Here is a 21,618-nt window from a genome sequence, read left to right as displayed (position 1 = left end):
AGAGAAGCTTATACCTTTTGGAGTTTACGCTCTACATCTAGGACGTGTTCGGGTGCTTGATCCACGGATAAAGGTGTAACCCCTATTTGTTCCCACCGTTTGAGCATCGACTCAAAGAGTCTGCCCTGTTCCTTTCCCTGAGGCTCTTCAAAATACCCAATCACAGGGGTATCTTCAGAAAGGTGAAGCATCTTCTTATCAGCTCCCTGCAAAACCGACACGTTACCCTCACGAACCTCATTCATATCAGCAATAAAAGCTTTGAGGCGGTTACGGAACTCTGTGCTAGGGTCAGCCAGAAAAGAGAAGGCACTATTAAGCTCGGTGTAGTTCTCCCCTAACACTGCCAGATCCACGGTCACTGAGTCTCCTAGAACCTCCAGTTTTGGTTTCTTCGCAAGATATGGTTCAACGATATAAGATCCCTCGTACCCTTCTCGGACCATACTGCGCACCCTCGTAAGATTCTGTGCGCGGGCCTCATGTGAACGATCAATTATCCGCCGATATAGGTCATCTGCAATAGCTTGTGCAGAAATACCAACAGCCGGACGAGCCGGATCAATCTGAAGAATACCGTGCCCCTGCCTGCGAGCGCGTTCCACGAACCCGTTCACGGTCGAGGTGGGGTCCAGATCCGACTGAGTCGCTGACCTTAACTTCAGATCTTCCCTCAAACCGTTGAGAGAGGCCAGAAATTCTTTGCGGGGACCCCCAATATTAGGAATATCCGAGACTTTGGTCACGAACCTGCTGGCCGAGTCGGTATTCTGTTCATCAGCGACGATCACGCCGACACCGACCGTATCGGGGCGCACGGAATCGGGAACATACCGAACGGTCCAGTAGCGATACAGCATAAGTTTTTCTCTCCTCCTCTCAGCGGCTCGTCTGGTTCATGTGGTGCGTGAGGCGTTCTATCGTGTAGCCTTTTCGCCCCAGCACATAGCGAAGTATTTCGTCCATACCTTGCTTTGACTGATTCCATTCAGGCGGAATCATGTCAGTAATATGATGCAGGTCTGAATATTCTAACGCGTCCACCGCGTTGATGCTTGCCTGCCAGTTATCTTTTTTGATATGCCCCGGGATTGCGGGTATTTCGGGTCTTCCTGCTGGCTGGTGAAAACTGATAAGTTGACGTCCTGGCGGCTCCTGTGAATCGAACCAGTAGCCGTGGTCAAAAGAAAATATCTGGAAATCATTCTCCTGCTTATACAACACCTGTATATCCACGGCATTACAGAGATACCAGAGAGCAACCAGCCTAGGAATACGCTCTTGGTTACCGTCACGGTTCAAATAATCCAGAGTATCCTTCTCTTGTGCAGTCTGAACCACACGCGATCCAAAAAGTGGTGCGTCCGATATTTCCCTACCCTCAAATGATGTCCCCGCAAATTCTTCAGGATTGACTATTGCCCACTCACACACGGGAGCACCAATAGCTCGACCAACTTCGGCAGAAACGATTTCATTCACCGCCGTATCCTCGTTGATACCTGGTTCAAAACTCTTGCACCAGTATTCCTGCTCGTCATCGCATCTGCAGAGCACTGGACGTTCCCCCGTATTCGCCACGCGAATCAGATACCGCATTGTTACTCGGTGGGGTAATGTGGCATCGGAGATCATCTTCTAGAATCCTCAAACTATATACAGGTCTAACAATTTCCTAGTGTCTCATAGATAGTGCCGCGTGCCGTTGGCAAAGATAAAACAGTGGTGCGGGGGAACCTGAACCTGTGCCCGCTGCCCCGATGTCAGGACGGGCAGGGCGAGCGCATCCGGCTCAAAAAATTCGAGGGGCTGCCCACCGGGAACCTGCAGAGGAACTCGCGCCGAACCGTCATGCGACGCGGCATATACAGTCACCTTTGCCTGCGTTACAGCGCGGTAGAGTGTGCCACCCACCTGCGGGAGTACACTCCGAATCTGCACCGGTATCGTATTCTTCGAGGGGTGCTCAGCAATGTTCTCTATGCGCCGCAGCGAGGTTGCACGCACATAGAGCGAAGCCCCAGCAGGAAGATGCTGTCCCTCTGTGAGAGTCAGTTCGTTCAGGGCTGGCGATGCTGTCAGCCGCGCCGCCTGCAGCGTATGCGGATTTGCCAGCAGATGCTCGGGGGTATCGACCTGCACCAGGTACCCGGCGTCCATGACCGCCACGCGCTGCCCAAGCTGCAGTGCTTCGTTCTGATCATGCGTCACGTACAGCCCCGTGAACTTGTATTCGGCGTGCAGACGCGCAATATCCGCCCGAATACTTGCGCTCAGTTCCTCATCAACACTCGCCAGCGGCTCATCGAAAAGAACCACAGGTGCTTTGCGGATGAGGGCGCGCGCAATACCCACACGCTGCGCCTGCCCGCCTGAGAGTTCCTGGGGTTTGCGGTGCTGAAGCTCGCCAATCTGGAGCGCATCCATAAGATCCGTATAGTAATTTTTATCGACCTTTTGGCGGTAGCCGCGCAGCGTAGTTGGAAAAAGAATATTCTTGCGAACCGACAGGTGCGGGTACAGAATCGGGTGCTGAAAAACGAACCCTACCTGCCCGGCGCTCAGCGGCTGACCCGCATAGGTAATGCGTCCGGCATTGGCTTCCTCAAGCCCGGCAATAATGCGCAAAAGCGTAGATTTACCGGTTCCGGATGCGCCCACCAGTGACACCATTTCGCCCGGTTCCACCTCAAGGTCGATCTCACGCAGAACGTGAGTATCCGTCCCAAAACTCTTCGCGACACCACGAATCTGAAGCCCGCCGTGAGTCGTCGTTGAGGAAGGCTGAGGTGTTGAACCTTGAGTTGTCATGTTTCTATTATGACCTCCGGCGTTCTACCCGAAAAGCAGCGCCACAGCCCGCACGTTCCTGAGGCTCTGTGTTCGATGAAGCTACCGTACTAAAAGCTTGCCGCGTATCGCCAGCACCAGCATCCCGAGCCAAAGCACCGCGATCAGTGCGGTGCCAAGAATCCACAGCGCCCAGCCAAGCTGCACGAGCTGAGAAACCGCGACCAGGTGCATTCCGGTGCCCGCCATAGCGCCCAGCCCGAAGGAGAATCCCCACAGGCTCATAGTGTACCCCGCTTTGAGAATCCACGGCACTAAGCGAAGCAGGAACAGCAGCTGAAGCACCCCGTAACCCGTGAGCACTAGGAAAACCCAGTCCACGTGTCCGCCATTAGCTGCCAGATAGGCGTTACCGCCCACAAACGGAGGGGCCAGCTGAACCCCTATAATGCCGCGTACCGCAGGATCCAACGCAGGTTTGGTGCGCAGTCGGCCTAAGATGGCCGACTCTACACTAAACCACGAGATGAGTCCCATGCCGAAGAACAGCATCGCCCAGTCACGGTGCCCCAGCGCCCCTAACCCAGACGCAGAGGCAAAGTTCGCGGCCACCGTGGGCAGGTAGATGACCGGGGTTGTCGCCGCCACTGTATGCGTTCCACGCCAGAGCCCGGCGGTGCGGTACATCGAAAATGCCAGCTGCCCCAGCACACCGATAAGAATCAGCGAATACCCAAGCGGTGCCGCATAGGGGTGTGCGGATATCCCGATTTCGATGGTGGTGACCGGAACCAGCGCCAGGAAGCAGCACATTACGAGGTCGCGAAGTTCGCTTCGGAGCGCATCGCGACGGGTTATGAGTTTGACGGCAAATGCCGTAATCAGCGCCAGCCAGGTTGCCGAGGCGAGCGCCAGTATGCTCTCCCCCACCCAGGACGGTACCAGGTGTGCGGTGGCACCGTACCGCCACGACAGCCCCAGCGCACTCGTTCCCAGCGCCACCGAAAAGTAGCTCGTTGGAATAGGGAACGGTTTTGTGGTGGTGGGCGTGCCCAAAGGTACGGGTTGTGCGGCGGCGGTACTCATGTAATCCTCCCGAAGTATATGCACAGTATACGGCGGCGCTCTCACCTGAGGTATCGCCTCGTATGGGTCTGGCTTGTGTAGCTGCCGGGGTATATAAGCAGAAGTTTTCCCGTTTTATTCCCGTGCAGGTGCTCAGGCGGCTCTGGGGTGCGGCTTTGCGACGCATCATAACCCCACCACAAGCAGCAAAGAGCCCGCCACCCCACTGGGATAACGGGCTCTTTGTATGAAAGCTGGTAACGCTACAGCGTCTTATGCAGTGACCTCTGCCGGATCCACCGGGATGCCGGGGCCGAAGGTGGTCGCAATGGTAGCCTTCGAAATGTAGCGGCCCTTAGCCGAAGAGGGCTTCAAACGGTTAACCTCTTCCAGGGCTGCCGCGAAGTTCTCCGCCAGCTGCTCAGCAGAGAAGGATGCCTTGCCGATAATGAAGTGCAGGTTCGAGTTGCGGTCAACGCGGAAGTCGATCTTGCCGCCCTTAATGTCGGCAACAGCCTTTGCAACGTCCATGGTCACGGTGCCGGTCTTGGGGTTCGGCATGAGGTTACGGGGACCCAGAACCTTACCCAGGCGACCAACTTTACCCATCATATCGGGGGTTGCAACTGCTGCGTCGAAGTCGGTCCAGCCTCCCGCGATCTTAGCGATCAGCTCGTCCGAACCGACATAGTCGGCGCCCGCTGCTTCAGCTGCGGCAGCCTTATCGCCCGCGGCAATAACAACCACGCGGGCGGTCTTACCGGTGCCGTGCGGCAGGTTCACGGTGCCGCGAACCATCTGGTCGGCCTTACGGGGGTCAACCGAGAGGCGCAGAGCCACCTCAACAGTTGCATCAGTGTTAGCGGAGGAAGTCTCCTTCGCCAGGGCTACTGCCTCGGCGGGGGTGTAGAGTTTACCCTCTTCAATCTTGGCTACAGCCGCCTTGTACGCCTTGCTGCGCTTTGCCATCTGCTTATCTCCTTATGCAGTTGTGGTCTCGTGAGCCGCGCTCGGCTCTGCCACATCCCACGCTCAAACGTGGGCATTTACAAGTTAAAACGCGAAAACCGCGGTTGCCGAAAAACGGCTTAGACTACTCGACGGTGATACCCATGGAGCGAGCGGTGCCGGCAACGATCTTGGTTGCGGCATCCAGGTCGTTCGCGTTCAGGTCGGGCATCTTGGTCTCGGCGATCTCACGTGCCTGAGCCTCGGTGATCGAACCAACCTTCACGGTGTGCGGGGTTGCTGAGCCCTTCGCAACACCGGCGGCTTTCTTGATCATCTCAGCGGCCGGAGGGGTCTTCGTGATGAAGGTGAAGGAACGATCCTCGTATACGGTAATTTCAACGGGGATCACGTTACCGCGCTGCGATTCGGTAGCAGCGTTGTATGCCTTGCAGAACTCCATAATGTTCACGCCGTGCGAGCCCAGTGCCGGGCCGACGGGCGGAGCCGGGTTAGCGGCGCCTGCCTGGATCTGCAGCTTAATAAGGCCGGTGACCTTCTTCTTGGGAGCCAATGTTAGGTCCTTTTCTTAGCTGGGAAACTGACGCACAGGAGCGTACGCCAGCAGACGGTGACCGTGGCGCGGCCACCCGTGCGGGCGCATGAAAGCGTGAACATGCGCATACACAAGCGAATATTCTACCGTTAATCGCATTTTTAATCCACTGGATTCCTGCGTGAACACGGCTGACAAAACGGGGAGGGATGGGTAGTGAGTTATCTCCCCATCACACTGTGCGCCCCCCCCACCACGATTACCGTCTGGCGGGTGTTGGTAGTTCTAGGCAGCCTGCTTTTTCTTCTGCTTCAGCTCTTGCAGTTTAGCCAGGCGGTCTGCCCGCTCCTGTGCGGTCAGAGCAGCCGGGGCGTTATTCATCCCGGCCTTGATGGTGTTCACCCGATGAATCAGTTCGGGAAGGTGAGGATAATACTCACCGGGGCATGAGGTGCTAATAATATCCCGGTGCCCAATCAGGTACAGCGAATGCCCCAGCCGCACCTCAATATCTGCAATGAGCTGCGCCAGCGTGTCCAGATCCTCGGAGCGGCAATCGGGTCGGTTCTCCAGCCCGATCGACACCTCATTCACCTCCCACTGTCCCGCGTGAAGAGCTACATCCTGATCATCGGCGATCTGAGCGACACGACCGGCTTCTACCACATAGTTCGCGGATACCTTACGGTCGTTATTGCACAGGAAGTTAACGGTTTCATCAAAAGACTTTCCCTTATCGTCACCCCACCAGTGAACGACACCGTACAGAACATCGCTCAGCTTACGGTAGTTGATGTGACGGTTTTTAGTCTTAGATGTCGTGATCAGCTCGTAGCTCATGAGGTGCCTTCTCTCTCGTGCATCGGTGAAGCGGCAGGTTCCCGCTGGTACAGTATCTACCCTGCCATCCTAATTCTGCGGGCGCAAGAGGTTAAGCACCCTCAGCATAAGCACCGCCGCCTCAGATCCAACCGTACCGCCCGCATAAAAAACCTCTTGGGGCGGTGCAAGAAAACGGGTTCTTGCACCGCCCCAAGAGGCTGATACGTTCAGAGTCAGAAAAGAGTTTACATCTTCTCGATCTGGCTGAATTTCAAGGTCACCGGGGTGTCACGTTCGAACACCGAGATGAGGGTGACGACTTCCTGCGCCTCGGGCTTAATCTCGGAGATCGTGGCGTCCATACCCTCAAACGGGCCGGACTTCACGCGAACATTATCGCCCACCGAGTAGTCGGATTCGACCACAGGCTGAGGAGTGGGCAGGCCCTTGCTCTGCTGCTCTTCTTCAAAGACCGGCAGGAGCATATCGAACACCTCATCCATACGCAGCGGCATGGGGTTGTACGCGTCCTGACCAACGAACCCGGTCACACCGGGGGTGTGGCGTACTACGCCCCACGAGTGGTCGGTCAAATCCATGCGCACCAGCACATAACCGGGCACACGCACGCGGCGGATGGTCTTTTTCACCGTGTTCTTGTACTCAACAACGGTCTCCATGGGAACCTGAACCTCGAACACCTCATCCTCGGCCTCCAGGTTCTGGATGCGGGTCTCAATCCCGGCCTTCACCTTATTCTCGTACCCCGAGTAGGTGTGCACCACATACCAGTCACCGATTTGGCGGCGCAGCTTCGCTTTGAACTCCTCCAGCGGGTCGGTAGCGGCAGCAGCCTCTGCGGAGCTCTGAGACTCCTCCGTTTCAGGCTCCTGCTCAGCGGTGTCCGCAGCGGGCTGTTCATCAGCTGCGATGCTGCCGGTTTCCTCTACTTCGTCTTCAAAAGTTTCGGCCTCAGCGGGTTCCACCTCGACCTCTTCAACCTCGGATACCATATCCTTCTCGGGCACGTCGCTCCTACTTTCTCAGTTCGTTACCTGTGCCCGGCGCCAGGTGGCGGGGCGAATTGATGCGGGTGCGGGCTTAGCTTCCGCCCGTCTGAATCGTTCCGTTACCGAAGACCCAGAAGGCGCCCTGACCGAACACCCAATCCAGACCCGAAATTAACAGAAGCATAAAAACAACAAAGAAAAGCACGCCGAAGAAGTAGCCAATCAGCTCTTTACGGGTGGGGGTGGTGACCTTCTTAAGCTCCGTAATCACCTCACGGATGTACTGGAATAGGCTTCGCCGTGTCTTATCCTCAGCGGACTCAGAAACCGTCTCGGCGGTAGCAGATTTAGCCATCTCCTCGCCCCTTTCTACTGTCTAACATGGCGCCCTATAACAGGTACGCACAGAACATTTCATTGAGGCACTAGCAGGGCGGACAGGACTCGAACCTGCAACCTGCGGTTTTGGAGACCGCTGCTCTACCAATTGAGCCACCGCCCTTCGAAGCTTCCACTCCGTCGGTGTGGGGTGTTGCTCCCCACGTGTTTGCGCCCTCGAATGCCTCACAGCCGGCGGCTATACAAGGGAACAAACTAATGCACCCTAGTAGCGGGTGCAGAAACAACTCTAGACCATACAAAGCCCGCTTGGCAACTTGAACCGCAAATATTTTCCGCGAATCCGCCGCCTCCGCACTGAAGCGTTTCTCCGCCCACTATACAGCACAGTTAGCGCACGCACACTCTGAGCACACCCAAGACGCAGGCTAAGATGCGCTTCCGCCGACCGGCGGTAAACCCCTATCATAGTAGGAAGGTGCCCAGCACGCAGCCCCACGCACGCGCACCTTCGGGCCGCTAAGGGTGGACTACACCGGGCTTATCACCGAATTTTGCACCGGAGTATTGGTGCAGAACACTATGAAAGCGAGAGAGAATGCCGCGTATTGCCAGCCGTATTGCCGCCATCACCCCTTCAGCAACCCTCGTCGTCGATTCCAAGGCCAAGGCGCTCAAAGCCGACGGTCAGCCGGTGATCGGTTTCGGCGCGGGAGAGCCTGATTTCCCCACTCCTGCGCACATTGTAGAGGCCGCCCGTCAGGCGCTTAACGACCCGAAGAACTTCCGCTACTCCCCCTCTGCCGGATTGCCTGAGCTGAAACAGGCCATTGCTGAGAAGACCCTCCGTGACTCCGGTGTGCAGGTTGAGCCCTCACAGGTGCTCGTTACCAACGGGGGCAAACAGGCGGTCTACGAGGCGTTTGCGGCTGTTATTGATACGGGCGACGACGTTCTTTTACCCGCTCCCTACTGGACCACCTACCCTGAGTGCATCCGCTTAGCGGGCGGAAACCCCATTGAGGTTTTTGCTGGAAGCGAGCAAGACTATAAGGTCACCGTTGAGCAGCTGGAGGCCGCCTACACCCCCGCCACAAAAGCCCTGCTGTTCGTCTCCCCCTCAAACCCAACCGGTTCGGTCTACACCGAGGAAGAGACGCGCGCTATCGGGCAGTGGGCGCTCGCGAAGGGGATTTTTGTGTTCACCGACGAAATCTATGAGCACCTCACCTACGACGGTGTTGATTCGGTCTCTATTCTCAAGGTAGTTCCGGAGCTCACCCCGAACTGCATTATCCTCAATGGTGTGGCGAAAACATACGCCATGACGGGGTGGCGTGTGGGCTGGATGGTTGGCCCGCAGGATGTTATCGCGGCCGCCTCGAACCTGCAATCGCATTTGAGCTCAAACGTGAACAATATTGCCCAGCGTGCGGCGCTGGCGGCACTGGCCGGCCCTCAGGATGAGGTCGCGGTCATGCATGCCGCGTTCGACCGGCGGCGCAAAGCTATTGTTGCCGGGCTCAACGCCATTGAGGGTGTGCACTGCCCCACCCCGCAGGGTGCGTTCTACGCCTACCCGGATGTGCGCGGGCTACTCGGTAAGGAATTTGACGGGGTGCGTCCGCAGACTTCCGCCGAGCTGGCCGACCTCATCCTGGAGAAGGCGCTTGTGGCGGTGGTGCCGGGTGAGGCGTTCGGCCCCAGCGGGTACCTGCGGCTCTCCTATGCGCTCAGCGACGAAGACCTCGCCGAGGGTGTGGAGCGTCTGCAGAAGTTTTTGGGAAGTGCGCGGTAGGAACCGTCTCAGTCACACCCGGTACGTTGATTTAGGTGCCTATTACCTGAACTTTTCTGCCGGACTTCGGCATCATTTCGGTAAAAACACACCCAACCCAACACTTACCCACACAACCCAAACGCGCTAGAATAGATAGCAAGAGAACGGCCTCCCGGGCTCGTGCCAGGCGTTGCTTAACGTGTCGCACAAGCTTTGCGGAGGCCATCATTATATGACCGCGCGCCTAAACCCAACACCTGCGGGCGCCAACCCAAGGAGCCATCATGAAAATCGGTCTGCTCACCTCCGGCGGCGACTGCCCCGGCCTTAACGCTGTTATCCGCGGCGCCGTGCTCAAAGGCATTAAACACTACGGTTACGAGTTCGTGGGGTTCCGCGACGGCTGGCGTGGCGTCGTCGATGGGGATTTCATGGATCTGCCCCGCACTAAGGTGCGCGGCCTGGCCAGCCAGGGCGGCACCATTATTGGGACCTCCCGCACCAACCCCTTCGACGGCCCCAATGGCGGCCCCGAGAAGATCGAGATCATGCTCGAACGCCACCATATTGATGCGATCGTCGCCATTGGCGGTGAAGGCACCCTGGCCGGGGCCAAGCGCCTGGCTGATGCGGGTCTTCCTGTTATTGGCGTGCCAAAAACTATTGATAATGACCTGCGCGCCACCGATTACACGTTTGGGTTTGACACGGCTGTTTCCATTGCGACTGAGGCAATGGACCGTATTCGCACCACCGGCGAGTCACACCATCGGTGCATGGTGGCCGAGGTGATGGGCCGTCACGTGGGGTGGATCGCATTGAACTCCGGCATGGCCTCCGGCGCACACGCGATTCTCATCCCCGAGGTGAAGGTGTCAATGGACGAGGTCTGCCAGTGGGTGAAAGAGGTACATGACCGTGGCCGCTCCCCCCTGGTGGTGGTTGCGGAAGGGTTCATCCCCGAAGGCTCTGACGAGGTCATGGCGAATAAGGGTACCGAAAAAGACGGGCGGCCCCGCCTGGGTGGTATCGGTGAATACATTACCCACGAGATTGAGGCCCGCACCGGTATTGAAACCCGCAACACCATCCTGGGGCATATTCAGCGCGGTGGCGCACCAACCGGTTTTGACCGGGTGCTGGCAACCCGCCTGGGTATGGGCGCGGTGGATATGGTGAACCAGAAGCTCTGGGGCAAGATGGTGTCGCTGCAGGCCACCAATATTGTGTACGTTCCGCTTGAGGAGGCACTTGACGGGCTGAAAATGGTACCGCAGGAACGCTGGGACGAGGCGGCCGTACTGTTCGGCCGCTAGACGCTGGCCCCTAACGAGTGGGTTAGGGCCATCGAACACACAGATATATTGAATGCAGAGAGGGCGCCCGGTGATTTTTCGCCGGGCGCCCCGATTCACCGTGATGCGATGGCCGCGTTTATCTACCGGTACAAGCACTAGCCGATACGTACTAGCGCGCGGCCGTCTTTACGACGGGTACGGGGCCGCTAACCCCGCCAGTGGGCGAAAATACTGTAGCGTCACAGAGGTTTGCGAGCAGCCTGTGACGCTACAGTGACGTCGGGGTGTTTTCCGTGGACGGCTGTGGCTGGGTACGGCGTTTTTTGAACGTCATAATAGCCAGCGTCGCAAAAAGGAAGCACAGCACTATATCGATTTTGTCGGCTGTGAAGGCCAGCAGCATCTGCGGGTCCTGCTCCGTGAAGAACGCTGTCCCAGAGATTATTTGGTACACCAGACGAGCAGTTCCGTACAGGCCCCACAGCGCACCAATAATATTGACCACGATAATGTACACGAGAGCTCGGTTACGCAGGTACAGGATAGCGGCAATAATCTGTGCTACCAGATACGCCGTATACACTGCCGAAATCAGAAACGAAGGCATGGCCCACTGAAGGTAGGTCTCTGTCCTTGGACCATATCCATTGGAGTCCTGCGCCAGAATAAATATAAGAAACTCCACCGTGGACACGACATTTATCACCAGTAAGATCACAAAAATAGCGATGCGCACACCGTAGAGCCATTTCAGCGGTGTGCGCGGGCGTACCTTAGCAGCTGGAGGCTGTTGCACCTCACGCCTTGCACCCTGTTGTACAGCGTCAGAGTAGTTCCCGCCAGGTGCGGATGGCTGAAACGTTGGCTCTTGGTGTTTTTCCGTGTGGCTTTCTGACCGGTGTGGCTGATAAGAATCGTCGTGGTGCCCGGAAGTCTGTTCACTCATGTACCTGAATGTACCACGGCCATCTGACGATCACCGTTATATAGTGAAGTTTCAGAAGTAGCAATCCTGTTCGCCAGCGCACAGCCTGCCCAGCAAGCCGGAAGGCTCCTAGCGTTTGAGGAAGTCTTGCCCCGCAACGGATTTGCGGGCGATTTCGCCAGCCTCGGGAGAGACGATGAGAGTCTGCGCCGCAGCGTATTCGGTCGCGGGGGCTGAGGATTCAGCGGTTGCGGCCTCTCCGGTATCTACCGCACGCAGAGGAGCCGCAGGATCCACAGCCCGCTTAATGACGGCGAGCGCTATGGGACCCGCCTCATGGTGCAGCGCCACCGAGGTGATGCGCCCCACCGCACGGGGTTTACCCTCTACAAAGAGTTCGCTGCCCGCTGCAGGCAGGGTGTGCTCAGAGCCGTCAAGGTCGAGAAAGACCAGGCGGCGCGGCGGATGCCCCAGGTTGTGCACACGCGCAACGGTTTCCTGCCCCTTGTAGCACCCCTTCTCGAAGTGCACGGCGGTGCGGGTGTAATCCAGCTCTTGCGGAATGGTTTTATTATCAACTTCGGTGCCTGCGCGCGGGCGCCAGGCTTCGATGCGCAGCGCCTCAGCCGCCCAGACGCCCGCCAGCTGAGCGCCTTCCGTGAGGGTGGTGAGCTTTTCGCGGGGAATAATGCTCAGGTACCGTTCGTAGTCGGTACCGGGATGCGCATCAGGCGTTGCGCTGTAATGGTAGCCGCCTTCGACGAGCGCCGTCCACGGGTCGCGCCAGATCAGGGCATCCGCAAAGGCAGGATGGATCGTCCCCTGTTTTCCGCGCGGGTTTCGGGCGGTCTCAACGACGGCGTACTCTCCGCTCATGTTTTCAATATCGACGCGGAGCATGAATTTCATGCGGTTCAGGTAGTCGGTGAGCGGTTCCGCCTGTGCACCTTCGACGATGAGCCAGAGCGCCTGCCCGTCCTCGATGGCGGCGGGTGCATATTCGATGCGTCCCTGCGGGGAAAGCAGCAAAAATTCGCGGCTGTCCCCCGGGTTCATGCCGGTCAAGACTTGGGATGCGAGGGAAGTGAGCCAGCTGGCGCGGTCGGGCCCCGAGACCCTCACGACGCCAAGGGAGGAGCGGTCCACGACTACAGGGTCCCCCGTTGTGGCTCCACGGTCGCGGACTAAAGCACGCTGTTCGGCGAGGGGATTGCCGTAGTGCGCCGCGACGCCCGCATCCGGCCCATCTGCGGCGAAGGCACCGTGCACCTGCATGAGGGGGCTGGGTATAGGGGTGTATTCGGGCGCATCGGCGGCAATATTTTCGGCGGTACTCATGGTGTTCCTCTCATGCTTTCTGATCGTGAGTGACGGCCAGGCGGTCTGCAAAACCCGCACACCGCAGCGGGGCGGCGGGTGTGCGGGTTCTATACTGTGTGGCGTAGTCCTAGTTTTCGGTGGGGCCTTCTTCTGCGCCGTCGTCGAGGGAACCAAACATGCCTGTGCCCAGCGAATCTCCGGACATGGATGAGGTTTTTCGCAGTTCTGCGGAGGCGTGCTTGTGCAGGTTCCCTTCGTCGTCTGCGATCTCCCAGTCCCACATGAGGTTGCCGTTCACCAGCCCCCACAGGCGCACCGAACCGGCGTACTGGTGGGAAATATCGTCACGAATCAGGTTTGCCGTCTGCATACGCACCACGGGGCCTTTGACCATGCCCACATAGTTTTCACTGATGCCGCCGGGGTGCGCGATAGTGGCGATCAGGTTAAATCCGTCATCTTCGTTGCGGAGGGTTTCGACCGATTCCGCGTCGGCGAAAGCGGGAACAATGTCTTTAGGCACCAGCCCAAACCCGCCATCCGCGTCGGTGAGGGGGCGGTCAATCTGCCAGAACCCTGTTTCTATAGTGATGGGGCGCAGCTTCTGCCCGCTATCGTCCAGCAGGAACGACTCTGCTCGGTATTCCAGGTACGGCAGGCCGTCTTGGGTGAAGGTAATAATCTGGCCAAAAGGGGTTTTCTCCTGCTCTTTGTACCAGATGGTACCGGTGCCCTCCCAGGTTCCAAGGAGCCACGAGAAAGGCACAAGTTCAGGGGTTAAGTTGCTTGGAATTTCAATTGCCATACACACCAGTCTAACAGTGTGCGGGCACACCCTACCATGTGAGGCAGCTAATTTCCCTACCGGAATAACCGCCCCAGACGTCTACGTCTCACGTTCTAAAGCTCACCCAGTGTAAGGGCCAGCACGCACATCATCACGGTATCAAGCCATTCTGAGGGGGTTGCGATAAGGGGCTGCACCCCGCCAGCTGGCAGCCGCACCCGAGCCGTCATGAACCGCACCGTTACAGCCCTTAGCGCCGCATAAACCCACACAAACCAGCAGGGCACGAACGGTGTGCCCCGTGTTCACTGCGTACAGGTTTACTTCTGGCCGCGGTACAGGCCCAGAAGCACCTTCAGCGCACCAATTGCGATGCAGATAGATGCCAAGCCCAGCAGGCAGATAAAGAAGATTTCAAGAGCAAAAATGTTATCCATGCTTAAAAAATATCACAGCGAATGCGCGCCCGGCCCTAATGTTAACCTCAGGTTATTTCAGGTAACTCAACCAGCCCCTTGGCCCGCACCGCCGCCGAACAGGCCCACCTCTTAACCGGCCGCACCGGGTAGCGCGCACAGCGTTCGTACAGGGGGTTCACACCCCGACGGGTAAAATGGTGTTCTACCAGGTAAAACCCAGGAGGGCCCATGTACCGCATTACGCTACTGAGCGACGCTTCCGGCGAGCAGTCCGATATCGCCGCCCTGAGCGTGCTCAGCCACCGCGTGGACCTGTACCCCCTGGCTACCTCCGCGAAACGTTTTGAGACGGCGCACCACGATGTTGTGATGATTGATGCCCGCCGCAAACTCATTGAGGCACGCAACACGGCGCAGGCGCTCAAAACGGCGGGATTAGACGTCCCGCTCATGATGGTGCTCACCGAAGGCGGGATGGCGGCTGTCTCTTCAGTATGGATGGTGGACGATATTGTGCTCGATCAGGTGTCTCCATCCGAGCTGGATGCACGCCTGCGCCTGGTCGTCACCTCCCCGGAATCTTCCGCAGACACCGAAAGCTCCGCACAAATCATCCGGGTAGGGGCCCTGTATATTGATGCCCCAGCGTACTCGGCGTACCTCAACGGCGTCGCACTGAACCTCACGTTCAAAGAGTTTGAGCTGCTGAAGTTCATGGCGCAATACCCCGGCCGGGTGTTCACCCGCGCCCAGCTGCTCTCGGAGGTGTGGGGGTACGACGCCTACTATGGCGGCACCCGCACCGTGGATGTGCACGTGCGGCGGCTGCGCTCTAAGCTCGGCACCGAATATGAGCAGATGATCTCAACCGTACGCAACGTGGGGTACAGCTTTAACGCCCAGCGCTAACCCGCCGCCGCAGCACACCGCATACACCGGGATTCAGCGCAGGGTAATACACCCCTCAACCGTCACCAAACCGCACAGAAAACCGATAGAGTTAAACACAGAAGGCACAGCGGAAAGAAGGCGTACATGGCACCAGAGCAGTTCACCCCCGAAGCGGTCTCTTTCACTCAGCCCGTGCTCAGTGACGAGTTCTTGGCGCGGTTCGATGACTTTGCCGCCACAGTGCAGGCGCACGACGGCACCCCTGCCTTCTCCGAACAGACCCGCATTGAGCTGAGTAAGGCGCTCGCCACGCACGATGCGGTGCCTCCGCGCGTATTTGTGCTGGAGCGAGCCGGGTACCTTGCGGCGGCGCTGGTGGCGGTACCCGCATCCGGCGGGCAGCAGGACACGGTTCCGGGGGTCATTGAGGCGGCTGTTCACCCGGATGCGCGGGGCGTGCACCTGGGTCAGGAATTCTTCGAACTGGCGATCGCTGAGCTCGGGGCCGAAGCTTCCCTGTACAACCTGTGGGTGCACGGCAGCGCGCAGGACACCGGTATTGAGTCACCTGCGAATGCGCTGGCGAAAGCTGAAGGGTTCAAACCGGTGCGGGTGCTGTACAAGATGGTGCTGCCGCTGGATCCGCAGACACGGGAGAACCTGGTGGAGGCATCCGACGCCCGCCAGCTGCCCGATGACCTGCTGCTGCGCACCTACACCCGTGACGACGAGCAGCCCTGGCTGCGGGTCAACGCCCAGGCATTCGCCCACCACCCCGAGCAGGGGCGGCTGACCCTCGCAGACCTGCGTGAACGCACCGGTGCCGACTGGTTCCGCCCCGAAGGGTTCTTCATTGCCAGCGACCGTGAAAACCCCAGCAGCATCGCCGCATTCACGTGGACGAAAATACCGCGCTCTCAGCCCGCCACGGCACTGTCACCAGCCGGTGAAATCTACGTGGTAGGTGTTAGCCCGAGTGCTCAAGGCGGCGGCTTGGGCCGCACCCTGGTGCTGCGCGGGCTGGCGTACCTGGCGCTGGCGCATGACGAACACAACGTGCCGCTGCGGTCCATCGAACTGTACGTGGATGCAGACAACGCCCCGGCGGTGGCGCTGTACGAGTCGCTGGGCTTTGCGGTGGCAACTATTGACCGCATGTACGCCCCAGCCCGCCCGGCATCAGGCGAATAAGCGGCGCTGCACAGGTAAACCCACCCGCACCTGTAAAGAACGTTCGTTCCTTTACCGGAGGGCGATGAGGCCCCCGGTTAGAGGAACACCGAAAAATATGATCGACCGAAAGGAACACTGTGGCACCTAAAACCCCGCAAAAGAAAACCAAAGAGCCCGCACCCGTCACCGGGGTGATTCACATCGGGAACGACGTCTCAAAGATTGAGCGCGCCGAAACACGCAGCGACCGCATCGAAGCAGGCGAAAAAATCACCCTGCCCAGCCTTGAAGGCGATTTCGGCACCGAACGGTTCCTCGACCGCGAAAGCAGCTGGCTCGACTTTAATACGCGCGTACTCGAACTCGCCGAAGACCCCGACCTGTACCTGCTGGAACGGCTGAATTTTCTTTCTATCGTGGCCTCGAACCTTGACGAATTCTTCATGGTGCGAGTGGCCGGGCTCAAACGCCGTATCGCCACCGGGCTCGCCGTACCATCCGCCGCCGGGCTCACCCCAGACGAGCAGATGGAGGCAATAGCCACTGCCGCACACCAGCTGCAGGAGCGACACGCGCAGGTCTTCCACGAGCAGGTACTTCCCGAACTGGAAAAACAGAACATTCATATTGTGGGCTGGGATGACTTAGACGCAGACGCCAAGACCCGTCTGCGCCAAGAGTTCCTGCGCGATATTTTCCCGGTACTCACCCCGCTGGCGGTAGACCCGGCACACCCGTTCCCCTACATCTCGGGGCTTTCGCTGAACCTGGCGGTGCTGGTGCGCAACCCGCAAACCGGCAAAGAACTGTTCGCACGCGTGAAAGTACCCGACCAGCTCGACCGCATGATCTCAGTTGATGGTGCACGCGCCGCCAACACCGCCGGGAAAGAGTCACGGTACATCCCACTGGAAACGATTATCGCCGAGCACCTAGACACGCTCTTCCCCGGCATGGAAGTGGTGGAACACCACGTCTTCCGGGTGACCCGCAACGAAGACCTTGAAGTTGAAGAGGACGACGCCGAGAACCTGCTGCAGGCGCTCGAAAAAGAGCTGCTGCGCCGCCGGTTCGGCCCGCCCGTGCGCCTTGAGGTTGAAGATACGATCAACCCCACAATCCTAGACCTGCTCATCTCCGAGCTGAACATTGACGAATCCGAGGTGTACAAGCTGCCCGCGCCCCTAGACCTGCGCGGTGTGGGTGCAATTGTGCGCGCCAACCGGCCCGCCCTGCACTACCCCAAACATATTGCCCACACTTCCCGCTGGCTCAACGCCGCCGAAACTGCTAAAGAAGCGAACGTATTCGCCGCAGCACGTGACCACGATGTGCTGCTGCACCACCCCTACGATTCGTTCGCCACCAGTGTGCAGGCGTTCCTCGCCCAGGCCGCAGCCGACCCGCGTGTGCAGGCAATCAAGCAGACCCTGTACCGCACCAGCGGCGACTCCCCCATCGTAGACGCCCTCATTGAGGCGGCAGAAGCAGGTAAGCAGGTTGTTGCCCTCGTCGAAATCAAAGCCCGTTTCGACGAGGAAGCAAACATCTCGTGGGCCCGCAAACTCGAACGCGCAGGCGTGCACGTAGTGTACGGCATCGTGGGTCTCAAAACCCACTGCAAGCTCTCCCTGGTAGTGCGCCGCGAAGGCAACCAGCTGCGCCGCTACGCGCACATCGGCACCGGCAACTACCACCCCTCCACCGCACGGTTCTACGAAGACCTGGGGATTATCACGTGCGACGAGCAAATCTGCGAAGACGTCTCACGCCTGTTCAACCAGCTCTCCGGGTACGCCCCCAAAACCAGCTACAAATCCCTGCTGGTGGCACCGCGCTCGCTACGCAGCGGGCTGATCGAGTGCATCGAAAAGGAGATTGAGAACCACAAGGCAGGCAAAGAGGCACGCATCCAGATCAAGTGCAACTCCATAGTGGATGAGGCGATTATCGACTCGCTCTACCGTGCTTCACAGGCTGGGGTTCCCGTGGATGTGGTGGTACGCGGAATCTGTGCCCTACGGCCTGGCGTTCCCGGGCTCAGCGAGAACATCCGGGTGCGTTCGGTGCTCGGGCGGTTCCTGGAACACTCCCGCGTGTTTGCTTTCGCCAACAACGGTGAGCCTATCGTCTACATCGGGTCAGCCGATATGATGCACCGCAACCTCGACCGCCGTATCGAGGCGCTGGTGCGGATCAAAGATCCCCGCCATATTAAGTACCTGCTCGACATGTTTACGGTGTACATGAGCGACGAATCCCGCACCTGGCATCTAGACGCCAACGGCACCTGGACACGTTTTAACCAGGACGCTGAGGGTAACCCGCTCAGGGATGTGCAGTCACACTACCTGCGTTCACGCTCCCGAAAGAACGTGGACAAGGTGTAACCGCACTGAGGCGCTGAGGCTCACCCCTGCGAAAAGTGGCTTCTGGCTGCGAAACGCCCCTGCACACATACCGGGCTGCCAGAAAGCCGCTTTTCGCAGGCCACCGAGCAACAGACCCCACCACCAAAGTAAACGGAAGGTAACGCACAGGTGACGGAACGGGGCGTTTAATCCCCTAGAATAGTTATGGGAGGAACGGACGCCTAACAGCTCCACCCCGACCACACCTCGCCCGCCCGTTACGCACCGAGAAGGAACACGTGCCTAAAACAACGTACTACTCCGCGCATACCCAACCCAACGGCTTAGCCCTCACCTACACCCCCAAAAACGCCGCTGAAATTATTGCCGCAGGCGCACTCATCTGGCGCGTACGCAACAGCAAAATCGAGCTGCTCATCATTCACCGCCCCCGCTACGACGACTGGTCATGGCCCAAAGGCAAACAGGACGCGGGCGAAACCATCCCCGAAACAGCGATCCGTGAAATCTCCGAAGAAGTGCAGCTGCGGGTACACCTAGGGGTGCCCCTGGGCACCACCCGGTACAAGGTCAACAGCAAAACCAAGGATGTCTTCTACTGGGCCGCGCAGCTGCCGGCGGGGCAGAAACCGCGCGCTGACAAGGACGAAGTGGACGATATCCAGTGGGTGAGCATTAAGAAGGCACGCACCATGCTCACCAACCCCTCAGACCTGCAGCCGCTAGAGGCGTTCGAGAACCTGTGGGCTACCAGCGGGCTGGACACGCACCCCATCATTATTGCCCGCCATACGAAAGCCAAACCGCGCGCCAACTGGTCAGCAGCCGAAGACGAGCGGCCCCTCGCTGGTACGGGTAAAAGGCAAGCGCTTGCGCTGGCCCGGCTGCTAACGGCGTGGGAGCCTTCTCGGGTATTGTCCTCGCCTTGGCTTCGGTGTGTGCAGACCGTCGCCCCCTACGTGAACGAGTACTCCCTGACGGTGAAAGAGAAAAAGTCACTCTCAGAGGCAGGCGCGGAACGCCACCCCAAACGCACCGCAAAAACCATTGCGTCCCTCTTCGAGAAGGGCACCCCTGCCCTGGTGTGCACGCACCGTCCGGTGCTGCCGGTGGTGCTGGATGCGGTAGCCGAACACCTGCTCACCAAAAAGCAGAAGGAGCACCTGCCCTCCAAAGACCCGTACCTCGAACCGGGGGACATACTGGTGCTTCAGGTCTCCACGTACGAACGCGGCGGCATCGTATCGGCTGAAGTGGTGCGCCCGTTCACGGACTAAGAACCCGGCCCGTATACCACCCATCCCTGCCCCGCTGCAGACGTGGGGCAGGGATTACTATTGCCCTGACGAGCTGTTTTGCCCTATACAGACCCTGTCCCAGCTTCAGTACAATGGTATTTTTACCAAGTGTCTATACCCAGGAGTCACCATGAGCATGCCCGCACCCGCGCATCACGTCTCTGGTCAGCAGAGCATCCCAACCCCCTATGAGGATCTGCTGCGTGAAATTCTTGACGAGAACCGTGATGCTATTGCCTCCGATGCTCAGCGCAAAGACCGTACGGGCACCGGCACGTTCGGCGTGTTTGGGCGGCAGATGCGCTTCGATCTGCGTGACTCTTTCCCCCTGATTACTACCAAGCGTGTGCACTTCAAATCGGTGGCGGTCGAGCTTCTGTGGTTCCTGCGCGGCTCCTCAAACATACGTTGGCTGCAGGAACGCGGCGTGACTATATGGGATGAATGGGCTGACGAAAATGGTGACCTCGGTCCGGTCTACGGGGTGCAGTGGCGCTCCTGGCCCACCCCCGACGGCGGCACCATCGACCAGATCGCGAAAGTGATCGAATCTCTCAAAACGAACCCGTCGTCACGCCGCCACATTGTCTCGGCATGGAACCCCGCCGAGGTTGATGAGATGGCACTGCCGCCCTGCCACGCCATGTTCCAGTTTTACGTGCACGAACGCCCCGACGGCGTGAAGGAGCTGTCGTGCCAGCTGTACCAGCGCAGCGCCGACATGTTCTTGGGTGTACCCTTCAATATCGCATCCTACGCCCTGCTGACCTACCTGATCGCCCACGAGGTCGGCATGGAACCCGGCGAGTTCATATGGACGGGCGGCGACTGCCATATCTACTCCAACCACCTGGAACAGGTGAAAAAGCAGCTCGGTTACGGCAACGACCCCGAAGGTAACCCCTATCCCCCGCGTGCACCCTACCCGTACCCCAAACTCGTTATCAAAACAAAGAAACCGTCTATTTTTGATTACGAGTATGAAGACTTTGAACTCATCGATTATAAGCATCATCCCGGGATTTCTGCCCCCATCGCGGTTTAGGACAATCGATGCGTGAGTATGATTCCCCCTCCCCCGTACGACCGTGCCTCGGCGCTATTTGGGCGCAGACCGATGCGGGTATTATTGGGCGCGACGGCACCATGCCCTGGCGTGCCCCCGAAGACCTCGCGCATTTCAAAACCGTCACCGTGGGTAAGCCCGTCATTCTAGGTAGGCGCACCTGGGAGTCTTTTCCACCGCGTTTTCGACCGCTGCCTGAGCGCACCAATATCGTCATCAGCCGCAGTATTACGAGCGATTCAGCCGCGCCTCTTAAACGCGATGGCGCGCTTTGGGTTCCGTCGCTGGATGCGGCTCTCACCCTCGCGGACAACACACCTTTAACGCCCAACACTACCCAGCACTCAGATGCGGCACATCAGCGAGTTACTGCCTGGATCATTGGCGGCGGCTCAGTCTATGCGGAGGCGCTTTCCCGCGAGGATTTACCTTCCTTTGGTCGCGTCGAGATTATCGAACGCACCCTCTTCTACTGCCAGGAAGGTAACGAGATTACGGGTGATACCTACGCCCCCGAACTTGCGGTAGAAGGATTCGTGACCGCGGGCGAACCAGCGCGATGGCGCATCCTGGGTGAAAGTGCCTGGGAGAAGAGCGAGCGCGGCTACCTGCTGGATGCTTCGGGCGGGAAAAATCCCATGTACTACTCATTTCAGACCCTAGCCCGCCTCTGATGTACCTGGCGCGGAAATTCCATACAGTAACGTTCGCCTGTGCGAACGGCAAAGTGTAGTCCCGTTTGTCTGAGGTACATTCGTT

Annotated in this window: 20 protein-coding genes and 1 tRNA gene; 8 read left to right on the top strand and 13 right to left on the bottom strand. The window is 58.6% G+C overall.

Annotated elements, in window-relative coordinates:
• Positions 1–8: 8 nt before the first annotated feature.
• The 10 genes from D8M41_RS00705 to D8M41_RS00660 all read right to left on the bottom strand — a co-directional run bounded on the left by D8M41_RS00705 (position 9) and on the right by D8M41_RS00660 (position 7,693).
• A complete protein-coding gene (locus tag D8M41_RS00705) occupies positions 9–860 on the bottom strand; it encodes a hypothetical protein (protein ID WP_006887772.1) in 852 nt (283 codons plus the stop codon).
• 19 nt (positions 861–879) lie between these two features.
• Complete coding sequence (locus D8M41_RS00700) at positions 880–1,635, bottom strand: HipA family kinase (RefSeq protein ID WP_006887701.1); 756 nt, start codon at positions 1,633–1,635, stop codon at positions 880–882.
• A 48-nt stretch (positions 1,636–1,683) separates the two neighbouring features.
• Positions 1,684–2,811, bottom strand: a complete 1,128-nt coding sequence (locus tag D8M41_RS00695; protein WP_006887729.1) for an ABC transporter ATP-binding protein — start codon at positions 2,809–2,811, stop codon at positions 1,684–1,686.
• A gap of 81 nt (positions 2,812–2,892) precedes the next feature.
• Positions 2,893–3,876: a dicarboxylate transporter/tellurite-resistance protein TehA gene (gene tehA, locus D8M41_RS00690; protein WP_006887749.1), complete on the bottom strand. Its 984-nt coding sequence runs from the start codon at positions 3,874–3,876 to the stop codon at positions 2,893–2,895.
• A gap of 252 nt (positions 3,877–4,128) precedes the next feature.
• A complete protein-coding gene (gene rplA / locus D8M41_RS00685; protein WP_006887758.1) occupies positions 4,129–4,824 on the bottom strand; it encodes a 50S ribosomal protein L1 in 696 nt (231 codons plus the stop codon).
• A 124-nt stretch (positions 4,825–4,948) separates the two neighbouring features.
• Positions 4,949–5,377 carry a 50S ribosomal protein L11 gene (gene rplK, locus D8M41_RS00680; RefSeq protein ID WP_006887755.1) on the bottom strand — a complete coding sequence of 143 codons (429 nt, stop codon included), beginning with the start codon at positions 5,375–5,377 and terminating at the stop codon, positions 4,949–4,951.
• Between the two features lie 267 nt (positions 5,378–5,644).
• A complete protein-coding gene (locus D8M41_RS00675) occupies positions 5,645–6,199 on the bottom strand; it encodes a peptidoglycan recognition protein family protein (RefSeq protein WP_006887726.1) in 555 nt (184 codons plus the stop codon).
• A 227-nt stretch (positions 6,200–6,426) separates the two neighbouring features.
• Complete coding sequence (gene nusG / locus D8M41_RS00670; protein WP_023133189.1) at positions 6,427–7,194, bottom strand: transcription termination/antitermination protein NusG; 768 nt, start codon at positions 7,192–7,194, stop codon at positions 6,427–6,429.
• A gap of 88 nt (positions 7,195–7,282) precedes the next feature.
• On the bottom strand, positions 7,283–7,546 hold the full coding sequence (gene secE, locus D8M41_RS00665) for a preprotein translocase subunit SecE (RefSeq protein ID WP_006887732.1): 264 nt from the start codon (positions 7,544–7,546) through the stop codon (positions 7,283–7,285).
• Positions 7,547–7,620: 74 nt separating this feature from the next.
• A tRNA-Trp gene (locus D8M41_RS00660) sits at positions 7,621–7,693 on the bottom strand.
• A 435-nt stretch (positions 7,694–8,128) separates the two neighbouring features.
• Between D8M41_RS00660 and D8M41_RS00655 the strand changes: the two genes are divergently transcribed.
• Positions 8,129–9,328: a pyridoxal phosphate-dependent aminotransferase gene (locus D8M41_RS00655; RefSeq protein WP_006887711.1), complete on the top strand. Its 1,200-nt coding sequence runs from the start codon at positions 8,129–8,131 to the stop codon at positions 9,326–9,328.
• A 266-nt stretch (positions 9,329–9,594) separates the two neighbouring features.
• Positions 9,595–10,626, top strand: a complete 1,032-nt coding sequence (locus tag D8M41_RS00650) for a 6-phosphofructokinase (RefSeq protein ID WP_006887714.1) — start codon at positions 9,595–9,597, stop codon at positions 10,624–10,626.
• Positions 10,627–10,876: 250 nt separating this feature from the next.
• Here D8M41_RS00650 and D8M41_RS00645 read toward each other — a convergent pair whose 3' ends face one another.
• The 3 genes from D8M41_RS00645 to D8M41_RS00635 form a co-directional block, all read right to left on the bottom strand.
• Complete coding sequence (locus D8M41_RS00645) at positions 10,877–11,554, bottom strand: hypothetical protein (protein WP_006887704.1); 678 nt, start codon at positions 11,552–11,554, stop codon at positions 10,877–10,879.
• 108 nt (positions 11,555–11,662) lie between these two features.
• Positions 11,663–12,871 carry a CAF17-like 4Fe-4S cluster assembly/insertion protein YgfZ gene (gene ygfZ, locus D8M41_RS00640; protein ID WP_126926231.1) on the bottom strand — a complete coding sequence of 403 codons (1,209 nt, stop codon included), beginning with the start codon at positions 12,869–12,871 and terminating at the stop codon, positions 11,663–11,665.
• A 109-nt stretch (positions 12,872–12,980) separates the two neighbouring features.
• Positions 12,981–13,658 (bottom strand): FABP family protein, encoded by a 678-nt coding sequence (locus D8M41_RS00635; RefSeq protein ID WP_039955011.1) that lies wholly within the window; start codon positions 13,656–13,658, stop codon positions 12,981–12,983.
• Between the two features lie 629 nt (positions 13,659–14,287).
• On the opposite strand from D8M41_RS00635, the gene D8M41_RS00630 reads away from it, so the two are divergent.
• The 6 genes from D8M41_RS00630 (at position 14,288) to D8M41_RS00605 (ending at position 21,533) form a co-directional block, all read left to right on the top strand.
• On the top strand, positions 14,288–14,968 hold the full coding sequence (locus D8M41_RS00630) for a winged helix-turn-helix transcriptional regulator (protein ID WP_006887748.1): 681 nt from the start codon (positions 14,288–14,290) through the stop codon (positions 14,966–14,968).
• A gap of 126 nt (positions 14,969–15,094) precedes the next feature.
• Positions 15,095–16,141 (top strand): mycothiol synthase, encoded by a 1,047-nt coding sequence (gene mshD / locus D8M41_RS00625; protein ID WP_006887716.1) that lies wholly within the window; start codon positions 15,095–15,097, stop codon positions 16,139–16,141.
• Positions 16,142–16,314: 173 nt separating this feature from the next.
• Positions 16,315–18,513, top strand: coding sequence for an RNA degradosome polyphosphate kinase (locus D8M41_RS00620; RefSeq protein WP_371873038.1), 2,199 nt, complete (start codon positions 16,315–16,317; stop codon positions 18,511–18,513).
• A 260-nt stretch (positions 18,514–18,773) separates the two neighbouring features.
• Positions 18,774–19,772 (top strand): NUDIX hydrolase, encoded by a 999-nt coding sequence (locus D8M41_RS00615; protein ID WP_023133180.1) that lies wholly within the window; start codon positions 18,774–18,776, stop codon positions 19,770–19,772.
• A 157-nt stretch (positions 19,773–19,929) separates the two neighbouring features.
• Positions 19,930–20,838, top strand: coding sequence for a thymidylate synthase (locus D8M41_RS00610; RefSeq protein ID WP_037287331.1), 909 nt, complete (start codon positions 19,930–19,932; stop codon positions 20,836–20,838).
• Between the two features lie 8 nt (positions 20,839–20,846).
• A complete protein-coding gene (locus D8M41_RS00605) occupies positions 20,847–21,533 on the top strand; it encodes a dihydrofolate reductase (protein ID WP_094757527.1) in 687 nt (228 codons plus the stop codon).
• Positions 21,534–21,618: the final 85 nt, after the last annotated feature.

Source organism: Rothia sp. HSID18069 (genome assembly GCF_003989155.1).
Lineage (GTDB): Bacteria > Actinomycetota > Actinomycetes > Actinomycetales > Micrococcaceae > Rothia > Rothia aeria.
Note: the sequence above shows the minus strand (reverse complement) of the source record. Positions and strands in the feature narration are given on the sequence as shown.